The sequence below is a fragment of the Azorhizobium sp. AG788 genome (assembly GCF_943371865.1).
Taxonomy (GTDB): domain Bacteria; phylum Pseudomonadota; class Alphaproteobacteria; order Rhizobiales; family Xanthobacteraceae; genus Azorhizobium.
The window spans coordinates 1-20,129 of record NZ_CALRWL010000071.1 but is presented as its reverse complement, the minus strand read 5'-3'; the positions used below and the strand labels follow the sequence as shown (position 1 = coordinate 20,129).

Genomic DNA, 20,129 nt, shown 5'->3' with positions numbered 1-20,129 from the left:
CGCGGCGTCATCACCTCCATCAACTTCCTGGAGGAGAACGGCGCCTACGAAGACATCGACTATGTCTCCTACGACGTGCTCGGCGACGTGGTGTGCGGCGGTTTCGCCATGCCCATCCGCGAGAACAAGGCGCAGGAAATCTACATCGTCATGTCCGGCGAGATGATGGCCATGTATGCGGCCAACAACATCTCCAAGGGTATTCTCAAATACGCCAATTCCGGCGGCGTGCGGTTGGGCGGGCTGGTCTGCAATGAGCGCCAGACCGACAAGGAGCTGGAACTGGCGGAAGCCATGGCCAAGAAGCTCGGCACCCACCTGATCTACTTCGTACCGCGCGACAACATCGTGCAGCATGCCGAACTGCGCCGCATGACCGTGCTCGAATACGCTCCCGACAGCGTTCAGGCCGGCCACTATCGCAGCCTGGCGACGAAGATCCATGCCAATGGCGGCAAGGGCATCATCCCGACCCCCATCACCATGGACGAGCTGGAAGACATGCTCATGGAGCACGGCATCATGAAGGCCGTGGACGAGACCGTCGTCGGCAAGACCGCCGCCGAACTGGCCGCCATGTCGGCCTGATCCGGCGCGGCCCGAGGCGAGGTTCGCCTCGGGCCATTCTCCTCGCCGGCTTCTGCCCAGCCGGCCAAGCGGCAAAGCCGCGCCCGTCAACAAAGACAGCGGAGAGAAACGCCCCGGCGCCCTGAGCGCCAGAAGGCTTCAGGCCCAAGGACGGATCCGCCACCAAGGAGCAAGCCAACACCGGTTTTGGAGCGCAATCGTGATCCTCATGGCCCCCCACGCCGGCTCCCTCGATCCGGTGCCCCCAGCCCCGTCACGCACAAGCGCCGCCGCTGCTCCCGCCGTCTCGGCCGCGGACGCCTACCGCCGGCTCACGGGCACCTGGCCGGAACGCGCGGTGATCAGCGATGACGGCGCCTTCGACCGGCACGTGCTGGCATCGATCCTTGCGGTCTCGGCCACGGAAGGCGATGCCCTTGCCGCCCACTGCGGCCTCGATCCCGCCGATCTCGCAACGGTGCTGAGCGTCTGCTTTTCCACCGGCGACGTTCCGCCGGCATGGCGGGCCGGCTCGCCCCCGGCATCGCCGGATGCCGCCATGGACGACGAAGCGGCGCTGGTGCGTGACCTGCTGCTGGCGCGGCGATCCACCGCCGGCGACATGGGTCGCTGGCTGGCCGCGATGCTGGCGCGCCGCGCCATGGCCCCCAACCATCTCTGGGAAGATCTGGGGCTGCGCGATCGTTCGGAACTTACCCGATTGATGGCCCGCCACTTTGGCCCGCTGGCCGCCCGAAATGCCAACAACATGCGGTGGAAACGCTTCTTCTACCGGATGATGTGCGAGGACGACGGCTTCGTCATGTGCGCCACGCCGGTCTGCACCCAATGCGCAGATTTCGATCTGTGCTTCGGGGATGAAAGCGGCGAGAGCCGCATGGCCGACCGCCGGCGCACCCTTGCGCTCGGCGCATCCTCCGCCGCCCCCTCTTCCTCCCAGTGATTGGCTTGCCCCATGGATGACATGCGCACCGACATTTCCGGCGAGTCGGTTCACGCCGGCCACGGCAGGCCCGATCAGATGGACGCGGATGACTTCACGCCGCATCTGCGCCAAGTCTGGCGGCGCACGGTGCCAGACGATCGGCCCTGGGCCGATTGCAGCAGCATGTTGCGCCGTGCGGGACTCCGCCCCACCCGCCAGCGCGTCGTCCTGGCCCGCTTGCTGTTCTCCAAGGGCCATCGGCACATCACCGCCAGTGCCTTGCACGATGAGGCAGTGAAGGCGCGCATCCCCATGTCGCTGGCCACCGTCTACAATACGCTGAACCACTTCACCGAAGCCGGGCTGCTGCGCCGCATCGGCATCAACGCCACCATCGCCTTCTTCGACACCAACCCGAGCCGACATCATCACTTTTTCATCGAGGGCGAGCACGCGCTGGTGGATATCCCGGCCGATCATGTGGTGATCGGCCGCCTGCCGCCGATCCCCGCCGACTTCGAGGTGGGTGGTGTGGAAGTGATCGTGCGACTGCGGCGGGCACCCGCACGCCCTACGCGCGGATAACGATCACATGCTGTCGGTACACGGAGGGTGACACTGCGGCCGTGTCCGAATGCCGACAGAGGGCGCCAATGCGAACCCTTCGCAAGCTCAAGGGCTTAGGCCCGCGTTCCCGCTGGCACGACGGTTGCTTCGTCCAAGGGGCAGTACGCCCGCGCGGCGCCGACCTGCGCTGCGGGGGACCGAGCGGGCCGTTGTCAATGCTCGGACAGGGTCGGTGCATCTGCGCACCGGACACGCTTGAAGGAGGTTCGCGATGAGTAGCTCTCCAGGGTCCGCGCAGGCGTCGAGCGGCATCCTCGACCAGTTGAACAAGACCTCCTCCGCCGAGGATTTCTTCACCCTGCTCGCGGTGGACTATGATCCGCAATTGCTCAACGTGGCGCGGCTCCACATCCTGCGTCGCATGGGCCAGTATCTGGTCAGCGAAGACTTCTCCGGCCAGCCCGACACGGTGGTGGCCGAGCGCTGCAAGGCGGTGCTGGAAAAGGCCTATGCGGACTTCGTCGCCTCCTCGCCCATCGACCAGCGGGTGTTCAAGGTGCTGAAGGATGCGGTCAAGCCGCCCAAGCCGCCGACCTTCGTGCCGCTGACCACCCTGAAGTAGCCGCGTCCACGCATCCGACGGCGCCTCTGATCGGCCCGCACATTGGTGCCGGCCGGCGGGGCGCCGTGCGTGCGTTCGGCAGGCTTTGCGCAGCCCGCGCTTATCCGTACCGCGCCCGGCCGTGGACGCCCCGCAATCAACGCCCCGCCCTATGGCGCGCGCCCAAACCGGACCGGGCTGTCGTATTCCCGACGCGGCATGAACCATTCGCCCCGAACGTTGCACCGCCAGGCCCGACATCGCCAACACCATGCCTTACATGCCATTGATATAACTACACTATTTTAATGCCAGCGCACTTGGTATGACACTTGCTGTTCTCCTAGCCAAGGCTGCCAGCCACGTTCGGAGCACCTCCCATGCACAGTGTCGTCTGCATCAAGCAGGTCCCAGATTCCGCGCAGATCCGCGTCCACCCGGTGACCAATACGATCATGCGCCAGGGTGTGCCCACGATCATCAATCCCTATGACCTGTTCGCACTGGAGGCGGCGCTGGCGCTGCGGGATCAGTTCGGCGGCGAGGTCACGGTCTTGACCATGGGCCCGCCCTCCGCCGAGGACAGCCTGCGCAAGGCGCTCACCTTCGGCGCCGATCGCGCGGTGCTGCTCACCGACCGCTTCTTCGCCGGCGCCGATACGCTGGCCACCACCTATGCGCTGGCCACCGCGGTGCGCAAGATCGGCGAGACCTTCGGCACGCCGGACCTGATCTTCACCGGCAAGCAGACCATCGACGGCGACACCGCCCAGGTGGGACCGGGGATCGCCAAGCGTCTGGGCCTGCTGCAGCTCACTTATGTGGCCAAGGTCAGCGCCCTCGACTTGACGGAGCGGACCATCGAGGCGGAACGGCGCTCCGAAGGTGGGGTGCAGATCCTGAAGACTCGCCTGCCCTGCCTCATCACCATGCTGGAGGCGACCAATGAGATCCGCCGCGGCGGCATGGCCGATGCCCTGCGCGCCGCCCGCGCCGAGATTGTGCGCTGGAGCGCGCAGGATGCCGGTGTCGAGGACATTGCCAAGTGCGGCCTGCGCGGCTCGCCCACCATCGTCAAGCGGGTGTTCGCGCCGGCGCCGCGGGCCGAGAAGGCCGCCATGGTGGACGTGGGCACCCGCGCCCCCGCCGATGCGCTGATCGAAACCATCTTCGCCCGCCAGCCCAAGCTCGAAACCGAGCTGGCGGCGCTGGCCCGCGGCTATTGAGGACAAGGGAGCCAAGCCATGAGCGAACCCACCAAAGCCCCCGCCCCTGCCGCTGCTGGACGGGCCGCCACCAAGAAGGAACTGCCCGAGCACTTCAAGGCGTATAAGCACGTCTGGGTGTTCATCGAGCAGGAGCGCGGCCAGGTCCATCCGGTGTCCTGGGAATTGCTGGGCGCCGGGCGCAAGCTGGCCGACAAGCTGAAGGTGGAGCTGGCCGCCGTGGTCATCGGCCCGGAGGGTGAAGCCACCCGCGCCGCCGCCGCCGAGGCCTTCTGCTATGGCGCGGATCTGGCCTATGTGGTGGCGGACGACCTGCTCACCGACTATCGCAACGAGGCCTATACCAAGGCCCTCACCGACGTGGTGAACACCTACCAGCCGGAGATCCTGCTGCTGGGCGCCACCACTTTGGGCAGGGATCTCGCCGGCTCGGTGGCCACCACCCTGCTCACCGGCCTCACCGCCGACTGCACCGAGCTGGACGTGGACACGGACGGCTCGCTGGCCGCCACCCGCCCCACCTTCGGCGGCTCGCTGATGTGCACCATCTACACCCTCAACTACCGGCCGCAGATGGCGACCGTGCGCCCCCGCGTCATGGCCATGCCGGAGCGGGTGGAGCGAGAGGCAGGGCGCATCATCACCCATCCGCTGGGGCTAGTGGAAGACGACATCGTCACCAAGGTGCTGTCGTTCCTGCCGGACCGGGACAGCGCCAAGTCCAACCTGGCCTTCGCCGACGTGGTGGTGGCGGGCGGACTGGGGCTTGGCTCGCCGGAGAATTTCCAGCTGGTGCGCCAGTTGGCGGCGGTGCTGGGGGCGGAATATGGCTGCTCGCGCCCACTGGTGCAGAAGGGCTGGGTGACGTCGGACCGGCAGATCGGCCAGACCGGCAAGACCATCCGGCCCAAGCTCTACATCGCCGCCGGCATCTCCGGGGCGATCCAGCACCGGGTCGGGGTGGAAGGTTCGGACTTCATCGTCGCGATCAATACCGACAAGAACGCGCCGATCTTCGATTTCGCCCATGTGGGCATCGTCACCGACGCCATCCGGCTGCTGCCGGCGCTGACGGAGGCATTCCGCGCACGGCTGTCCCCGCACTCCCGCGACCGGATCGCCAGCTGAACTTTCACAGGGCCAGCAAGGCCGCAGGCTTTGCGGAGAGGAGCGTGCCATGATCGATGAGAAGTTTGACGCGATCGTCGTCGGGGCCGGCATGGCGGGCAATGCCGCCGCGCTCACCCTCGCCCAACGCGGTCTGAAGGTGCTGCAACTGGAGCGCGGGGAATATTCCGGCTCCAAGAATGTCCAGGGGGCCATTCTCTATGCGGACATGCTGGAGAAGCTGATCCCCGACTTCCGCGAGGACGCCCCGCTGGAACGCCATCTGGTGGAGCAGCGCTTCTGGATGATGGACGACCGCTCCCATGTGGGGCTGCACTACAAGTCGGACGACTTCAACGAGGAGAAGCCGAACCGCTACACCATCATCCGCGCCCAGTTCGACAAATGGTTCTCCTCCAAGGTCCGCGAGGCCGGCGCCACGGTGCTGTGCGAGACCACGGTGACCGAACTGGTGCAGGATGCCTATGGCCGGGTGATCGGCGTGCGCACCGACCGCAGCGGCGGGCAGATCCACGCGGATGTGGTGGTGCTGGCGGAAGGCGTGAACGGACTGCTGGGCACCAAGGCCGAATTGCGCGCCCGGCCCAAGCCGGAAAACGTGGCCCTGGCGGTGAAGGAAATGCACTTCCTCCCGCGCGAGACCATCGAAGCCCGCTTCAATCTCAAGGGCGACGAGGGCGTGGTGATCGAGGCAGCCGGCACCATCTCCCGCGGCATGACCGGCATGGGCTTCATCTATGCCAACAAGGAATGCGTCTCGCTGGGCATCGGCTGCCTGGTGGCGGATTTCCAGAATACCGGCGAGACCCCCTATGGCCTGCTGGAGCGCTTCAAGGCGCATCCCTCGGTGGCGCCGCTGATCGAAGGCTCGGAAGTAAAGGAATATGCCGCCCACCTCATTCCCGAGGGCGGCTTCAAGGCGATCCCGCAGCTCTATGGCGACGGCTGGGTGGTGGTCGGCGATGCGGCCCAGCTTAACAATGCCATCCACCGCGAGGGCTCGAACCTCGCCATGACCTCGGGCCGTATCGCTGCCGAGGCCATCTTCCAGATCAAGTCCCGCCGCGAGCCGATGGTGGCCAAGAACCTCGCGCTCTACAAGACCATGCTGGATGAGTCCTTCGTGATGAAGGACATGAAGAAATACAAGGACATGCCTGCGCTGATGCATATTCAGTCGCAGAATTTCTTCCTCACCTATCCGCAACTGGTGTCCAAGGCCATGCAGAACTTCCTGCGGGTAGATGGCACGCCGAAGGTGGAGAAGGAAAAGTCCACCCTGCGCTCCTTCGTCGAGGCGCGTTCATGGCTGGGCCTGTTCGGCGATGCCTTCCGCTTCGCCCGCGCCTGGCGCTGACTTTGGCCGCGCCGCGTTCCGTGGCGTTGGATTTCACCGCGGAAGCCGGCCGCGGTCCCTGTGCTTCGATCCGGCCATCAGGCCCGCCGCGATCCCGCGACGGGCGACGTCTGAGCCACAGCAGCGCGCGACGCTGCCTCCCATGTTTTCCGACGCGCCAGGGCCGTGAGCCCGACGCGGCCAGCCAGGATGGAGATCGACCATGAGCGACCCGCAAGTCCGTGTGGAAGACAAGTTGTTCTACAATCGCTACCTCGTGGATGCCGGACGCGCCCACATCAAGGTGCGCCCGCACACCGTGCCCACCGCCCCGCTGCTGAGCATGCTCAAGCTGTGCCCGGCCCGCTGCTATGACCTCAATGAGGCCGGCCAAGTGGAAGTCACCGTGGATGGATGCGTGGAATGCGGCACCTGCCGGGTGATCGCCGAGCCCAGCGGCGACATCGAATGGAGCTATCCGCGCGGCGGCTATGGCGTGCTGTTCAAGTTCGGCTGAACCGCCCGCATCGCCGGTGACCACCAAGGAGAGGCAAGCATGTCCGACATCGAGACCCTGAAGGCCGAGATCAAGAAGCTCTCGTCCAAATCCGTGAACACCAAGATGAATCTGCACGATCTGTCCGAGGATCTGCCCACCGGCTGGGAGAATATCCTGACGGTGGCGCAGGAGACCTATGACACCTTCAAGGCGCTGGACGACGCCCGCAAGGCCCTGGCGGCCCTGCAGGCCGGTGCCGCGGCCTGACCTGCTCCTTCAGGTCCGCGCAGTGCGGGCCGGCACCGCAAACGATGAAACGCCGCCGCCGACCCGCCGACTCGGGTCCGCGGCGGCGTTTTGCTGTCGGACACCGCATATCCGAAGCGCCACGCTGCGGAAACGGCCCGGCCCCAGCCCGCCGAAGGCCCGCCCTCGGGGGGAACGGCCCGGCTTTCACTGAAAATTGCTTCATGCGTGATCGCGACAGGCCAGCCCAAGCGGCCACATCATATTGCGGCGCACAATCGCCTCGACATGGCACAGTGCTGCTGCGTGAAGATAGAGAACCCCGATCAATTCGCGCAAAATAACGGTTTTGCGCCGTGGCTCTCCTCACCGATTTCCCCGGAAAGCCACGCAAAACGATCATTCCAGCGCGGCACACTGCCTTATTTGCATAGAGATGTTCTATCGCAACATCCCACAGCTCGCTTGATCCCGCCCCCGCCTGTGACATTCTCCTTGGAACGATCACAAGGAAAACCGCTTCAAGCGGCATAGGGAAGGGTTTCGCCGATGGCCGGCTACGAACCGTGGAGCGCCAACCGCGCATCGGAGATCATTGCCTCGCACCGGCATCTGGATGGCGCCACCATGCCCATCCTGCATGCGGTGCAGGAGACCTTCGGCTTCGTGCCCGATCCGGTGGTGCCGATGATTGCCGAGAGCCTCAACCTGTCGCGGGCGGAAGTCTACGGCGTTGTCACCTTCTATCATGACTTCCGGCGCGAGCCCCCGGGCCGCCACGTCATCAAGCTGTGCGCGGCGGAAGCCTGCCAGTCCATGGGCTCGGACACCCTCACCGCTTATGCGGAAGAGCGCCTGGGCGTGGCCATGGGCGAAACCTCGCCGGACGGCCGGGTGACCCTTGAGCCCATCTATTGCCTCGGCCTGTGCGCCTGTGCACCCGCCGGCATGATCGACGGTCGCCTGGTGGGCCGCCTGGACGAGAGCTGCATTGACGAACTGGTGGCGGAGAGCAACCGATGAGCCGCCTTTACGTCCCCAATGACGCCACCGCCGTCGCCTGCGGCGCCGACCGTGTCGCGCTCAAGCTGGAAGCGGCGCTCGCCGCGCGCGGCGCCTCGGCGCAGATCGTGCGCAACGGCTCGCGCGGCCTGTTCTGGCTGGAGCCCCTGCTGGAGGTGGAAACCCCGCGCGGCCGTGTCGGCTATGGCCCGGTGAAGCCCTCGGACGTGGATGGCCTGTTGGCTGCCGGATTCCTGGAGGGCGGGGATCATCCGCTCTGCGTTGGCGTGGTGGAGGAAATCCCCTATCTCAAGAACCAGACCCGGCTGACATTTGCCCGCTGCGGCATCATCGATCCGCTGTCGCTGGAAGACTACAAGGCCCACGACGGTTACAAGGGCCTCGCCAAAGCCATTGAGATCGGCCCCTCCGCCACCGTCGAGCAGGTATTCGACAGCGGCCTGCGCGGCCGCGGCGGCGCGGGCTTTCCCACCGGCATCAAGTGGCGCACGGTGGCGGCCGCCCCGGCCGACCAGCGCTACATCGTATGCAATGCGGACGAGGGCGACAGCGGCACCTTCGCCGACCGCATGATCATGGAAGCCGACCCGTTCTGCCTGATCGAGGGCATGACCATCGCCGGCCTCGCGGTGGGCGCCACCAAGGGCTTTGTCTATTGCCGCTCGGAATATCCGCTGTCGCTGGTGGTGATGGAGAAGGCGATCCTGATCGCCCGTGCCGCCGGCCTGCTGGGCAAGAATGTCGCCGGCTCGCAGTATGATTTCGATATCGAGATGCGCATGGGCGCCGGCGCCTATGTGTGCGGCGAGGAAACCGCGCTGCTGGACAGCCTGGAAGGCAAGCGCGGCGTGGTCCGCGCCAAGCCGCCGCTGCCGGCGCACAAGGGCCTGTTCGGCAAGCCCACCGTCATCAACAATTTGATCTCCCTGGCGACCGTGCCGATCATCCTGGACAAGGGCGGCGCCTTCTACCGCGACTTCGGCATGGGCCGGTCGCGCGGCACCATGCCAATCCAGATCGCCGGCAATGTGAAGTTCGGCGGCCTGTATGAGACCGCTTTCGGCATCTCGCTGGGCGAACTGGTGAACGACATTGCCGGCGGCACTGCCTCTGGCCGTCCGGTCAAGGCCGTGCAGGCCGGTGGCCCGCTGGGCGCCTACATGCCGGTGTCGCAGTTCGATACCCCGTTCGACTATGAGGCGTTCGCGGCCAAGGACGCGCTCATCGGCCATGGCGGCCTGGTGGTGTTCGACGACACCGCCGACATGGCCCACATGGCGCGCTTCGCCATGGAATTCTGCGCCCATGAGAGCTGCGGCAAGTGCACGCCCTGCCGCATCGGCTCGACGCGCGGCGTCGAGACCCTCGACAAGATCATGGCCAACGACCGCCGCGACGCCAATCTCGCGGTGCTCACCGACCTCTGCCAGACCATGAAGCTGGGCTCGCTGTGCGCGCTCGGCGGGTTCACGCCCTACCCGGTTCTGAGCGCCCTCACCCATTTCCCGGAAGACTTCGGTGTCGCGCCGAAGCTGCCCGTGGCCGCCGAATAGGAGACGCCCCATGTCCCTCGTGCATGAAATCGACTACGGCACGCCGCTCTCCAAGTCCGAAAAGCTGGTGAACCTCACCATCGACGGCATGAAGGTGCAGGTGCCCGAAGGCACCTCCATCATGCGCGCCGCCATGGAGGTGGGGAACCAGATCCCCAAGCTCTGCGCCAGCGACATGCTGGAGGCGTTCGGCTCCTGCCGCCTGTGCCTGATCGAGATCGAAGGCCGCAACGGCACGCCCGCCTCCTGCACCACGCCGGTGGCGGAAGGCATCGTGGTCAAGACCCAGACCGAACGGCTGAAGCAGATCCGCAAGGGGGTGATGGAGCTTTACATCTCCGACCATCCGCTGGATTGCCTGACCTGCTCGGCCAATGGCGATTGCGAATTGCAGGACATGGCCGGCGTGGTCGGCCTGCGCGAAGTGCGCTACGGCTACCAGGGCGAGAACCACACCAAGCTGGGCAAGGACGAGTCCAACCCCTACTTCACCTACGAACAGTCGAAGTGCATCGTCTGCAATCGCTGCGTACGCGCCTGTGAAGAGGTTCAGGGCACGTTCGCCCTGACCATTTCCGGCCGCGGCTTCGGTTCGCGGGTCTCGGCAGGCATGAGCGAGACCTTCCTGTCGTCGGAATGCGTGTCCTGCGGCGCCTGCGTGCAGGCCTGCCCCACTGCCACGCTAAACGAAAAGTCGATGATCGCCATCGGCACCCCCGAGCATTCGGTGGTGACCACCTGCGCTTATTGCGGCGTCGGCTGCACCTTCAAGGCGGAAATGCGCGGCGACGAACTGGTGCGCATGGTGCCCTACAAGGACGGCAAGGCCAATCGCGGCCATTCCTGCGTCAAGGGTCGCTTCGCTTATGGCTATGCTGCCCATAAGGAACGCATCCTCAAGCCCATGATCCGCTCCTCGATCCAGGATCCCTGGACCGAAGTGAGCTGGGACGAGGCGATCGCCTACGCCGCCTCCGAGTTCAAGCGCATCCAGGAAAAGTATGGCCGCCGCTCGGTGGGTGGCATCACCTCCTCGCGCTGCACCAATGAAGAGACCTATCTGGTCCAGAAGCTGATCCGCGGCGCCTTCGGCAACAACAATGTGGACACCTGCGCCCGCGTCTGCCATTCGCCCACCGGCTATGGTCTCTCCCAGACCTACGGCACCTCGGCGGGCACCCAGGACTTCGATTCCATCGAAGATACCGACACCATTCTGGTGATCGGCGCCAACCCCACCGACGGCCATCCGGTGTTCGGCTCGCGCATGAAGAAGCGCCTGCGCGAAGGTGCCAAGCTGATCATCGTCGACCCGCGCAAGATCGATCTGGTGCGCACCCCGCATGTGGAGGCGGACTATCACCTGCCGCTGCGGCCCGGCACCAATGTGGCGGTGGTCACGGCCCTCGCCCACGTCATCGTCACCGAGGGCCTGGTGAACGAGACCTTCGTGCGTGAGCGCTGCGAGTGGGACGAGTTCCAGGAATGGGCCGCCTTCGTGGCCGAAGAGCGTCACTCCCCGGAAGCGGTGGAGAAATATACCGGCGTCGATCCCGTCAAACTGCGCGCGGCCGCCCGCCTCTATGCCACCGGCGGCAATGCGGCGATCTATTATGGCCTCGGTGTGACCGAGCATTCGCAGGGTTCGACCACGGTCATCGCCATCGCCAACCTGGCCATGGCCACCGGCAATATCGGCCGCAAGGGCGTGGGCGTGAACCCGCTGCGCGGGCAGAACAATGTGCAGGGTGCCTGCGACATGGGTTCGTTCCCGCACGAATTGTCCGGCTATCGCCATGTGTCGGACGATGCCACCCGGGCCCTGTTCGAAGGCGTGTGGGGCGTGACGCTGGACGATGAGCCCGGCCTGCGCATTCCCAACATGTTCGATGCGGCCGTGGATGGCACGTTCAAGGGCCTCTATGTGCAGGGCGAGGACATCCTCCAGTCCGACCCCGACACCCGCCATGTGTCCGCCGGCCTCGGGGCCATGGAATGCATCGTGGTGCAGGACCTGTTCCTGAACGAGACCGCGAACTTCGCCCATGTCTTCCTGCCGGGCTGCTCGTTCCTGGAGAAGGACGGCACCTTCACCAATGCCGAGCGCCGCATCCAGCGCATCCGCAAGGTGATGGCGCCCAAGAACGGCTATGGCGACTGGGAGATCACCATCCTGCTCTCCAATGCGCTGGGCTATCCCATGGATTATGCCCATCCCAGCGAGATCATGGACGAGATCGCCCGCCTCACCCCCACTTTCACCGGGGTCTCCTACCAGAAGCTGAACGAAATGGGCTCGGTGCAGTGGCCGTGCAATGCGGCGGCCCCCGAGGGCACGCCGGTGATGCATATCGGCGGCTTCGTGCGCGGCAAGGGCAAGTTCATGCTCACCGAATACGTGCCCACCGACGAGCGCACCGGCCCGCGCTTCCCGCTGCTGCTCACCACCGGGCGCATCCTCAGCCAGTATAATGTGGGCGCCCAGACCCGGCGCACCGAGAATGTGGCCTGGCATCCCGAGGACGTGCTGGAGATCCATCCCCATGATGCCGAGAACCGCGGCATTCGCGACGGGGACTATGTGAAGCTGGAGAGCCGCGCCGGGGGCACCTCGCTCAAGGCCAAGATCTCCGAGCGCATGTCGCCGGGCGTGGTCTACACCACCTTCCACCATCCGGTGACCCAGGCGAACGTGGTGACCACGGACTTCTCCGACTGGGCCACCAACTGCCCGGAATACAAGGTCACCGCCGTGCAGGTGGCGCCCTCCAACGGGCCGAGCCAGTGGCAGGAAGACTATGAGAAGCGCTCGCGCGAGAGCCGCCGCATCGCCCAAGCGGCGGAGTGATCCCGCAGGACCGAGACAGAAGGCCGGTCGCGTCCGAAACGCGCGACCGGCTTGCACTTGCCGGCATCGGAGCCAATGTGAAGCGCTGATGCCAGCGCGAGGCGCCCGATGCCCGATGAGACACCTAACCGCCATTCACCACCCACGCCCGACCAGGGACTGCCCGACGTGACACCGACTCCCGGCATCATGCCGGATCTCACCGCCGCCGACCTGCCGGAGATCCCCGATTTCCCGGAGCCGGTGCGGCGCGTGACGCGCGCGGTGTGGCGCGCGGACGGGGTGAGCAACGGCGAACGGGCGGTGCCGGAGGAAACCCCGGTTGCCCTTACCTATAATGGCACCACCCATGCGGTGATGATGGCCTCGCCCGTGGACATCGAAGCGTTTGCCCTCGGGTTCTCGCTATCCGAAGGCATCATTTCCACCCCGGCGGACATCCTCAGCCTCGACGTGATCGCAGTGGAGGATGGCATCGAGGCCCGCATGTGGATCGCCGAGGAAAAGATGGCGGTGCTGGGTGCCCGGCGTCGCTATCTCGCCGGCCCCACCGGCTGCGGCCTGTGCGGGGTGGAGAGCCTGGCGGAAGCCATCAAGCCCGCCGCCCAGGTCACCAGCCGCCCGGTGTTTGCCGCCACGACCTTGCTGGAGGCCATGGCGCTTCTCGGTCCGGCACAGGCGCTGAATCACGAGACCCGTGCGGTCCATGCGGCCGGCTATTTCGAGCCCGGGCGCGGCCTTCTGGCGGTTGCCGAGGATGTCGGCCGCCACAACGCGCTCGACAAGCTCGTGGGCAAGGTCGCCCGCCTGGATGCCGAGCCCGCCAAGGGCCTGCTGCTGCTCACCAGCCGTGTCTCCATTGAAATGGTGCAGAAGGCTGCGGTCCTTGGGGTTCCAGTGATTGCTGCAGTGTCTGCGCCCACCTCGCTGGCCATCCGCACCGCCGACAAAGCCGGCATCACTCTCGCCGCCGTCGTTCGCAGCGACGGCTTTGATCTCTTCACCCATCCCGAGCGCATCGACCTCGGGGCGTCCCCACGGCAGGCCCATGTCGCATAGCGAAGATACCCACCACGACGGCGCCCATGACAGCGCCTCCCACACCAGCACCGACGACCGGCTGGTCTATATGGCCAACCAGATCGCCACCTTCTTCGCCAGCCAGCCCCACGCGGCGGCGGTGGAAGGCACCCGGGTGCATATCCAGAAATTCTGGGATCCGCGCATGCGGGCCAAGATCGCAGACGTGCTGGCGCTGCCGGAGAACGGCCTGTCGCCCATCGCCCGGGAAGCGCTGAAGGGTCTGCCGCAGAAGGCGTCCGCGGCCTGAGGGCGCCTCAGCCCTGCCCTGCCACGGCCCGCTCCACCGCGGCCAAGGCGTGCAGCGTAGTGGTATCGAACAGCGGAACGGCACTGTCCGCCGGTTGCACCAGCAGCATGATCTCGGTGCAGCCAAGGATGATGGCTTCGGCGCCCCGCGCCACCAGACGGGCGATGATTTCGGCATAGGCGGCGCGGGACGTTGCCCGCACGTCCCCAACCACCAGTTCGCGATAGATGATGTCGTGGACCACCGCGCGGTCCGCCGCCTCCGGCACCAGCACGTCGAGGCCGAAGGCATCGCGCAGCCGTCCCGTGTAGAAGGCCTGCTCCATGGTGAAGGCGGTCCCGAGCAGCCCGACCCGGCCATAGCCCGCAGCGGCGACGGCGGCAGCGGTGGGATCGGCGATATGCAGCAGAGGAATGGAGACGCTGGCGGCAACCTCGCCCGCCATCCGATGCATGGTGTTGGTGCAGATCAGGAAGAAGTCGGCGCCGCCGCGCTCCAGGCGCTGCGCGGCGTCGATCATCCGGGCGGTGAGGCCCTCCCAGTCGCCGTCATGCTGAAGCCGCTCGATCTCGCCGAAATCAACCGAGAACATCAGGCTGCGGGCGGAATGCACCCCACCCAGGCGCTCGCGCATCGCCTGATTGATGATGCGGTAATAGTGCGCCGAGCTTTCCCAGCTCATGCCGCCGATCAGCCCAATGGTCTGCGTCATGCCGATAGCTCCGCCGTGCCGCCCCATCCGTCACACCACCTGTGCCGATGCCAGCCCGCACGGATGGGTGCCGGCCTCGATCTGGATGGTGGCGTGGCCGATGCCGAAGCGGCCTTTCAGCGCGCCGCAGGTCTCGGCAATGAAGGCGTCATCCAGCATCTGCTGCGGGCGCACCAGATGCACGGTCAGCGCCACCTCGGTGGTGGAGAGGCCCCAGATGTGAAGGTCATGCACCTCCACCACCCCCGGCAAAGCGACCAGATAGGCTTCCACCTGCTGGCGATCCACATGGCGGGGCACCGCGTCAACCGCCAGATCCACGCTGTCGCGGAACAGGCCCCAGGTGCCGACCACGATCACCACCGCGATCATCAGGCTGACCGCGGGATCGAGCCAGAGCCAGCCGGTGAGCGCGATCACGCCTGCGGCAATCACCACGCCCAGGGACACCGCCGCATCGGCCATCAGATGCACGAAGGCGCCGCGCACGTTCAGATCGCCCTTGCGGCCGGCCATGAACAGGAGGGCGGTGCCGAAGTTCACCGCAATTCCCACCAATGCGACAACCATGACGATGCCGGTCTGGATGGGGGCGGGATCGCTGAAGCGGGAGAGCGCTTCCACCGCGATGCCGCCGGTGCCCACGAGCAGAATGATGGCATTGGCCAGCGCCGCCATGATGGAGGTGCGCCCGAAGCCGAAGGTCCGCCGGGCGGTGGGCGTGCGCTGCGACAGCCACGCGGCGCCCCAGGCCAGCAGCAGGCCGAGCACATCGGAGAGATTGTGGCCGGCATCCGCCATCAAGGCGAGGGAATCGGCGAAATAGCCGAAGCCGGCCTCGATGACCACGAAGCCGAAATTCACCGAGGCGCCGATGGCGAACGCCTTCAGCGAGGTGGGAACCGCGTGGGCGTGCCCCGCGAGTCCATGGCCGGCATGGTCATGCCCGCCAGCCCCGTGACCGTCCGCGCCGTGATCCTGCCCCGAAGGGTCGTGGGCGTGATCGTCGTGGCCATGCGCGCTATGATCATGCGCCCCATGATCGTGCCCGGCATGCGTGTGCTTGGAATGATCCACCGGCGCGGCGGCCGCCGGTGCGCTGCTGGCGCGCGGGGCATCGCCCCCATGATTGTGGCCGCCGCTCATGTCTCGTCTCTCCCGCCACCGGCCACTGCGCCGGCCATTTGCCCATAAGCTTCGTCCCAAGTCACCCTGCGGCGTTGCCTCTGCCGAGCGGGTTAACCAACGCCCATGGCAGGCCCGTGACGCTTCAGGCCAGGAAGCCCATCACCGCTGCGGCAAAGCCCTCAGGCTGCTCGATCGGGGACATATGGCCACCGGGCAGGCGCACCAGTCGCGCCGCGGGGATCGCCGCAGCCACGGCCTCGCCCCACGCGGGCGGCGTGGCGCGGTCCTGCTCGGAGACGATCACCAGCGTCGGCGTGGTGATGCGCGGCAGGTCGGGACGAAAATCCATGTCCCGCATACCGCAACTGGTGCCGGTATAGCCGGATGCCGGAGTGGCGACGACCATCGCCCGCACCTTGGCCACCGCATCGGGATTGCGGGCGCGGAACTCCAGTGTGAACCAACTGTCGACGACCGCATCGGCGATGGGCGCGGTTCCAGAATGGCGCACCGCCTTGATCCGCCCCTCCCACACCCGCGGCGGGCCGGCATAAGCGGTGGTATTGGCCAGCACCAGACGGCGCAGCCGCTGCGGCGCATGCAGCGCCACCCACTGGCCCACCATGCCGCCCAGCGACAGGCCGCACAGATCCACGGGGCCGAGCGCGAGTTTATCGAGAATATTCAGCAGGTCGCGGCCCAGATCCCCCATGGCATAGACCGCATCGGGCGCGGAACTCTGGCCGTGGCCGCGGGCGTCGTAGCGCACGACGCGGAAGCGGCGGGCGAGCGCCGGCACCACCGGATCGAACATTTCAAGGGAAGTGCCGAGGGAATGGGCCAGCACCAAGGGCGGCGCATCCTGCGGCCCATCGATCTGGAAGCGGAAGCGTTCACCGGCGATGTCGAGGACGGACACGGAAACCTCGGCTGGATATTGTATGCCAATCCGATTTATCCGCTGCCCGCGCCGGGGGGAAGCCACTTTCTGCCGGGAACGCGACTTGCGGCAGCCTCGCGCCGACGGGACCGCGCCGTGCCACCGGGAGGGACCGCCGCTCCGGATGGGAGCGGCGGACGGCCGGGGTCACTCCAGGTCGCTGTCCAGGATCGCCATCTGGAAATTGTAGGACAGTTCGTCGTCCTCTTCGTCCTTGAACAGCACGCCGATGAACTCCTCGCCGAGATACACTTCCGCCGAGTCCTTCTTCTTGTGGCGCGGCGTCACCTTGATCTGCGGATTGCCGAACAGGGTGCGGAGATAGCGCTGGACGCGTTCGATCTCGGTCTTTTCCAACTTTAGTCCTCCGAAATGTCACGGCACGCCCGCGGGCGCCCGTGGAAAGGCAGCCGCCCGGGGCGACCGATGGGAAACAGGCGCGTCAGATATCCGCGCCCGCGTAAATGGTCAGGTCGAACATCTGGTCCATGGCCCGGCTGGGCTCGGCGCAGCCGGCATTGCCCACCACCTTTGCCGGTACGCCAGCGACCGTGGTCGCCGGTGGCACCGGATGCAGCACCACGGAACCGGCGGCGATGCGGGCGCAATGGCCCACTTCAATGTTGCCCAGCACCTTCGCCCCGGCGCCGATCAGCACCCCATGGCGGATCTTGGGATGGCGGTCGCCCCGCTCCTTGCCGGTGCCGCCGAGCGTGACGCCCTGGAGAATGGACACGTCGTCCTCGATCACTGCGGTCGCGCCCACCACCAGGCCGGTGGCGTGATCCAGGAAGATGCCGCGGCCCATGGGCACCGCCGGATGGATGTCCACGGTCAGCACGGACGACACCCGGCTCTGAAGATAAAGCGCGGCATCGCGCTGTCCCGCATGCCACAGCCAATGGGCCAGGCGGTGCGCCTGCAGGGCATGAAAGCCCTTGTAATAGAGGATCGGCTCCAGCACCCGCGTGGTGGCCGGATCGCGGTCCACCACCGCCATGATGTCGGCGCGCAGGGCCTGGGAGATGCGCGGATCGGCGGCAACCGCCTCCTGATAGACCGCGCGGATGGCCGCGCCGGGCAAATCCGCATGGTCGAGGCGTGCGGCGATGCGCTCGCCGATCACCGCTTCCAGGCTGGACTGGCCCAGGACGGCGCCCTTGAGCAGGCCGGCAAGCAGCGGCTCGCGGATGGCCGCCTCCTCCGCTTCCTTGCGCAGGCGGGCCCACACCGGGTCCAACACCTCGGGCAGACGGTCGTTCGCGGCCTTGGTCACTTGCAGGCTTGGATGAAGCATCGCTGCCTCCGTGGATTCCGTTGGTCGCAGTTCTAACACATCCCCGGTGCCCGGGTCATTCCACCCCGCGCCTAGGGTCAGGCGTGCGCGGCAAGGAACTCCAGAACCCCGCTTTTGAACACTTTATCGCCCACCGCCGGATTGTGATCGCGGTTGGGAATGTCCAGAACCTGTCCATGCGGCAACAGCTCCGCCAGCGGGCGCGGATCACCGGCGATCAGGTCGCGGGTGCCGACCGCCACCATCACCGGCTGCTGAATGCTGGCCACCTCGTCCCGCGACAGGCTCTGGCGCGAGCCGCGGATGCAGGCGGCGAGGGCCTTGCGGTCGCCCTTGTTGGTATCGGCGAAGGCCCGGAACATCCGGCCCATGGGGTCAGTGACGTCGTCCAGGCTGTCCGCCTCCAGGGCATCGGCGATGGTCTGCGGCAGGCCGACGCCGTCCACCAGATGGATGCCGAGCCCGCCCAGAACCGCGGTGCGAACCGTCGCCGGTTCGGTGATGGCCAGTTGGGCGGTCACGCGGGCGCCCATGGAATAGCCGATCACATCGGCGCGGGGCAGCCCCAGCGTGTCGAGCAGGGTCTTGGCATCCTTGGCCATCAGGCGGGTGTGATAGAGCGCCGGATCATAGAGCTTGGCGGAGGCGCCATGGCCGCGATGGTCGAACGCCACCACCCGCCGTCCCGCCTCGGTCAAGGTCTTCACCCAGCCGGGATAGACCCAGTTGATTTCCTTGCTGGACCCGAAGCCATGGATCAGCAGCACCGGCTCGCCCGCACCCTCGTCGAGATAGGACAGTTCCAGGCCGTCGGAGATAAAAGTGGGCATGGGATCCTCGGCAGGGGCGGCGACGCGACCGGGCGAACCTAGTGCGCGATGGTCCTCGAGGGAAGCCAGCGGCGGAAATCCGCCACTCCCATACCGTCAGACGCTGTGGATGGCGCTCGCCGCCACGGGCCGGTCCGCCCGCCGGCGTGGACGCCCGCGCCGGCGCCACAAGGGCCGCACCAAAGCGACGCACAGCGCGTTGAAGGTGAGGATCGCCCCCACCAGCCAGATCACCGCACCCGTCCCCCACCACAGCAATCCCAGCACGGCGCCGGTGATGGTGAAGGCGGCGCGCCCAAGGCTCTTGAGCAGCGCCAGGGTCTGCGGGCCTTTGGCTTCGGCCAGCCGGGCCAGACGCCGCGTATCGCCCGCCCCGTCCGCAAGTCGCAGCGCCTCCATGGTGGCCCGCGTTCCCGCCTTCGCCTCCACGGTCCCCACGTCCCCCAGCACCCGGCCGAGATCCCGCAGGCGCTCGGTGCGCACGACGGTCTTGAGCGCGGCGCCATCGAGGGCGGCAACCGCCGCCGGCGCCCGGCGCAGGGCGGCAAAGTCCACGCTCTCGCGCACCGCGCGGCTCAGGCCGGCCATCAGATCCGCCGACAGGCGACCGCCACGCTTGGCGGCCTTGAGGAGGGAGACCCCAGCCCGCACCGGTGCCCCGCCACCGACGGTGGCATAGGTCCCGGCGGTTAGAGCGAGGCCGGCGACGGAGAGGCCCAGAAGTAACTCGTCCGCGTCTTCGCCTCGCGCCAATTTCCAGCCTTCCCGGGAGGCGTCGCGAATGTCGCCCCAGACCATGACGTCGCCCACCGCCGCGCCCGCGAACCCGGCCAGATCCTCCGGCTGGCCGCTGATGAAGCCGGCGCCGAAACTGCGCATCTGGTTCAAGGTGGAGCCTTGCTGCGCCACCAAGGCCCCCACCTGCGCCCGCTGCGCCGCGGGAACCGGAATACCGCGCCCATCCATGAGTGCGAGATAGGAGGCGGCGAGATCCGCATCGGCGGCCGTGACCGCGGCGGACATCTCCCGCAGGAGGTCGGCGGGCGGCAGTTGCGCCACCGCCAGATCGGCCAGGGCCGGGGGATCATCCCGCGCCATGACCAGCCGCGCAGCACTCTTGGCGGCGGGCAATGCCCACGGCAAAACTCCCGCGAACGCGGCGAGCAGGCCAAACAGGGCGAAGATGCGGATCATGCGGTTTCACTTCCGGGCGGTCCCGCCCGGACCGCCACCCGCACAACACCTCGGTTGTAAAAGGGGTTCCTTCAAGGCCACCGGCCGCAAGGATTGCCTTTGCCGCCAGCTCCGTCGTGGCGGTCCCGGCCGCCCGGCATCCTGAGAGCCGGGCGGCC

21 protein-coding genes are annotated in these 20,129 nt (G+C 66.8%); 14 read left to right on the top strand and 7 right to left on the bottom strand.

Features of this window, described 5'->3' with window-relative positions:
- From nifH to AAG816_RS25645, 14 genes are all read left to right on the top strand, one after another.
- Positions 1 to 588 (top strand): nitrogenase reductase (nifH, locus tag AAG816_RS25710; protein WP_341992562.1); only part of this gene is annotated, 588 nt, incomplete at its 5' end.
- A 208-nt stretch (positions 589 to 796) separates the two neighbouring features.
- Positions 797 to 1,531, top strand: a complete 735-nt coding sequence (locus AAG816_RS25705; RefSeq protein WP_341992565.1) for a nitrogen fixation protein NifQ — start codon at positions 797 to 799, stop codon at positions 1,529 to 1,531.
- Positions 1,532 to 1,543: 12 nt separating this feature from the next.
- Positions 1,544 to 2,098, top strand: coding sequence for a Fur family transcriptional regulator Irr (gene irr / locus AAG816_RS25700; protein WP_341992561.1), 555 nt, complete (start codon positions 1,544 to 1,546; stop codon positions 2,096 to 2,098).
- Positions 2,099 to 2,351: 253 nt separating this feature from the next.
- A complete protein-coding gene (gene nifW, locus AAG816_RS25695) occupies positions 2,352 to 2,702 on the top strand; it encodes a nitrogenase stabilizing/protective protein NifW (RefSeq protein WP_341992560.1) in 351 nt (116 codons plus the stop codon).
- 359 nt (positions 2,703 to 3,061) lie between these two features.
- On the top strand, positions 3,062 to 3,907 hold the full coding sequence (locus AAG816_RS25690; protein WP_341992559.1) for an electron transfer flavoprotein subunit beta/FixA family protein: 846 nt from the start codon (positions 3,062 to 3,064) through the stop codon (positions 3,905 to 3,907).
- Positions 3,908 to 3,925: 18 nt separating this feature from the next.
- Positions 3,926 to 5,035 (top strand): electron transfer flavoprotein subunit alpha/FixB family protein, encoded by a 1,110-nt coding sequence (locus AAG816_RS25685; protein ID WP_341992558.1) that lies wholly within the window; start codon positions 3,926 to 3,928, stop codon positions 5,033 to 5,035.
- A gap of 49 nt (positions 5,036 to 5,084) precedes the next feature.
- Positions 5,085 to 6,392, top strand: a complete 1,308-nt coding sequence (locus tag AAG816_RS25680) for an FAD-dependent oxidoreductase (RefSeq protein ID WP_341992557.1) — start codon at positions 5,085 to 5,087, stop codon at positions 6,390 to 6,392.
- 202 nt (positions 6,393 to 6,594) lie between these two features.
- Positions 6,595 to 6,888, top strand: a complete 294-nt coding sequence (locus AAG816_RS25675) for a ferredoxin family protein (RefSeq protein WP_341992556.1) — start codon at positions 6,595 to 6,597, stop codon at positions 6,886 to 6,888.
- Positions 6,889 to 6,927: 39 nt separating this feature from the next.
- Positions 6,928 to 7,137 (top strand): CCE_0567 family metalloprotein, encoded by a 210-nt coding sequence (locus AAG816_RS25670; RefSeq protein ID WP_341992555.1) that lies wholly within the window; start codon positions 6,928 to 6,930, stop codon positions 7,135 to 7,137.
- 528 nt (positions 7,138 to 7,665) lie between these two features.
- Positions 7,666 to 8,139 carry a formate dehydrogenase subunit gamma gene (locus tag AAG816_RS25665; RefSeq protein WP_341992554.1) on the top strand — a complete coding sequence of 158 codons (474 nt, stop codon included), beginning with the start codon at positions 7,666 to 7,668 and terminating at the stop codon, positions 8,137 to 8,139.
- Positions 8,136 to 9,692 carry an NADH-quinone oxidoreductase subunit NuoF gene (locus AAG816_RS25660; protein ID WP_341992553.1) on the top strand — a complete coding sequence of 519 codons (1,557 nt, stop codon included), beginning with the start codon at positions 8,136 to 8,138 and terminating at the stop codon, positions 9,690 to 9,692. Before AAG816_RS25665 ends, AAG816_RS25660 begins: the two co-directional genes overlap by 4 nt.
- 10 nt (positions 9,693 to 9,702) lie before the next feature.
- A complete protein-coding gene (gene fdhF / locus AAG816_RS25655; protein WP_341992552.1) occupies positions 9,703 to 12,540 on the top strand; it encodes a formate dehydrogenase subunit alpha in 2,838 nt (945 codons plus the stop codon).
- A gap of 243 nt (positions 12,541 to 12,783) precedes the next feature.
- The gene (gene fdhD / locus AAG816_RS25650) at positions 12,784 to 13,599 is read left to right on the top strand and encodes a formate dehydrogenase accessory sulfurtransferase FdhD (RefSeq protein ID WP_341992564.1); all 816 of its coding nucleotides are present in this window, start codon (positions 12,784 to 12,786) and stop codon (positions 13,597 to 13,599) included.
- 70 nt (positions 13,600 to 13,669) lie between these two features.
- Positions 13,670 to 13,870 carry a formate dehydrogenase subunit delta gene (locus tag AAG816_RS25645; protein ID WP_341992563.1) on the top strand — a complete coding sequence of 67 codons (201 nt, stop codon included), beginning with the start codon at positions 13,670 to 13,672 and terminating at the stop codon, positions 13,868 to 13,870.
- A gap of 7 nt (positions 13,871 to 13,877) precedes the next feature.
- On the opposite strand, the gene AAG816_RS25640 is transcribed toward AAG816_RS25645, so the two are convergent.
- The 7 genes from AAG816_RS25640 to AAG816_RS25610 form a co-directional block, all read right to left on the bottom strand.
- The gene (locus AAG816_RS25640) at positions 13,878 to 14,582 is read right to left on the bottom strand and encodes an aspartate/glutamate racemase family protein (RefSeq protein ID WP_341992551.1); all 705 of its coding nucleotides are present in this window, start codon (positions 14,580 to 14,582) and stop codon (positions 13,878 to 13,880) included.
- Between the two features lie 30 nt (positions 14,583 to 14,612).
- Complete coding sequence (locus AAG816_RS25635) at positions 14,613 to 15,728, bottom strand: cation diffusion facilitator family transporter (protein ID WP_341992550.1); 1,116 nt, start codon at positions 15,726 to 15,728, stop codon at positions 14,613 to 14,615.
- Between the two features lie 124 nt (positions 15,729 to 15,852).
- Complete coding sequence (gene pcaD, locus AAG816_RS25630; protein ID WP_341992549.1) at positions 15,853 to 16,629, bottom strand: 3-oxoadipate enol-lactonase; 777 nt, start codon at positions 16,627 to 16,629, stop codon at positions 15,853 to 15,855.
- 168 nt (positions 16,630 to 16,797) lie between these two features.
- The gene (locus AAG816_RS25625) at positions 16,798 to 17,007 is read right to left on the bottom strand and encodes a DUF3126 family protein (protein ID WP_341992548.1); all 210 of its coding nucleotides are present in this window, start codon (positions 17,005 to 17,007) and stop codon (positions 16,798 to 16,800) included.
- An 85-nt stretch (positions 17,008 to 17,092) separates the two neighbouring features.
- Complete coding sequence (cysE, locus tag AAG816_RS25620) at positions 17,093 to 17,947, bottom strand: serine O-acetyltransferase (RefSeq protein WP_341992547.1); 855 nt, start codon at positions 17,945 to 17,947, stop codon at positions 17,093 to 17,095.
- Between the two features lie 77 nt (positions 17,948 to 18,024).
- Positions 18,025 to 18,777 (bottom strand): alpha/beta hydrolase, encoded by a 753-nt coding sequence (locus AAG816_RS25615; RefSeq protein ID WP_341992546.1) that lies wholly within the window; start codon positions 18,775 to 18,777, stop codon positions 18,025 to 18,027.
- A 96-nt stretch (positions 18,778 to 18,873) separates the two neighbouring features.
- On the bottom strand, positions 18,874 to 19,971 hold the full coding sequence (locus tag AAG816_RS25610) for a hypothetical protein (protein ID WP_341992545.1): 1,098 nt from the start codon (positions 19,969 to 19,971) through the stop codon (positions 18,874 to 18,876).
- Positions 19,972 to 20,129: the final 158 nt, after the last annotated feature.

Coding starts and splice junctions, on each gene's coding strand:
- AAG816_RS25635 (WP_341992550.1), bottom strand. CDS start 15,728: ATGAGCGGCGGCCACAATCATGGGGGCGATGCCCCGCGCGCCAGCAGC.
- AAG816_RS25685 (WP_341992558.1), top strand. CDS start 3,926: ATGAGCGAACCCACCAAAGCCCCCGCCCCTGCCGCTGCTGGACGGGCC.
- nifW (WP_341992560.1), top strand. CDS start 2,352: ATGAGTAGCTCTCCAGGGTCCGCGCAGGCGTCGAGCGGCATCCTCGAC.
- AAG816_RS25675 (WP_341992556.1), top strand. CDS start 6,595: ATGAGCGACCCGCAAGTCCGTGTGGAAGACAAGTTGTTCTACAATCGC.
- AAG816_RS25705 (WP_341992565.1), top strand. CDS start 797: ATGGCCCCCCACGCCGGCTCCCTCGATCCGGTGCCCCCAGCCCCGTCA.
- AAG816_RS25670 (WP_341992555.1), top strand. CDS start 6,928: ATGTCCGACATCGAGACCCTGAAGGCCGAGATCAAGAAGCTCTCGTCC.
- AAG816_RS25615 (WP_341992546.1), bottom strand. CDS start 18,777: ATGCCCACTTTTATCTCCGACGGCCTGGAACTGTCCTATCTCGACGAG.
- AAG816_RS25690 (WP_341992559.1), top strand. CDS start 3,062: ATGCACAGTGTCGTCTGCATCAAGCAGGTCCCAGATTCCGCGCAGATC.
- AAG816_RS25660 (WP_341992553.1), top strand. CDS start 8,136: ATGAGCCGCCTTTACGTCCCCAATGACGCCACCGCCGTCGCCTGCGGC.
- AAG816_RS25640 (WP_341992551.1), bottom strand. CDS start 14,582: ATGACGCAGACCATTGGGCTGATCGGCGGCATGAGCTGGGAAAGCTCG.
- fdhF (WP_341992552.1), top strand. CDS start 9,703: ATGTCCCTCGTGCATGAAATCGACTACGGCACGCCGCTCTCCAAGTCC.
- irr (WP_341992561.1), top strand. CDS start 1,544: ATGGATGACATGCGCACCGACATTTCCGGCGAGTCGGTTCACGCCGGC.
- AAG816_RS25680 (WP_341992557.1), top strand. CDS start 5,085: ATGATCGATGAGAAGTTTGACGCGATCGTCGTCGGGGCCGGCATGGCG.
- AAG816_RS25645 (WP_341992563.1), top strand. CDS start 13,670: ATGGCCAACCAGATCGCCACCTTCTTCGCCAGCCAGCCCCACGCGGCG.
- cysE (WP_341992547.1), bottom strand. CDS start 17,947: ATGCTTCATCCAAGCCTGCAAGTGACCAAGGCCGCGAACGACCGTCTG.
- AAG816_RS25610 (WP_341992545.1), bottom strand. CDS start 19,971: ATGATCCGCATCTTCGCCCTGTTTGGCCTGCTCGCCGCGTTCGCGGGA.
- AAG816_RS25665 (WP_341992554.1), top strand. CDS start 7,666: ATGGCCGGCTACGAACCGTGGAGCGCCAACCGCGCATCGGAGATCATT.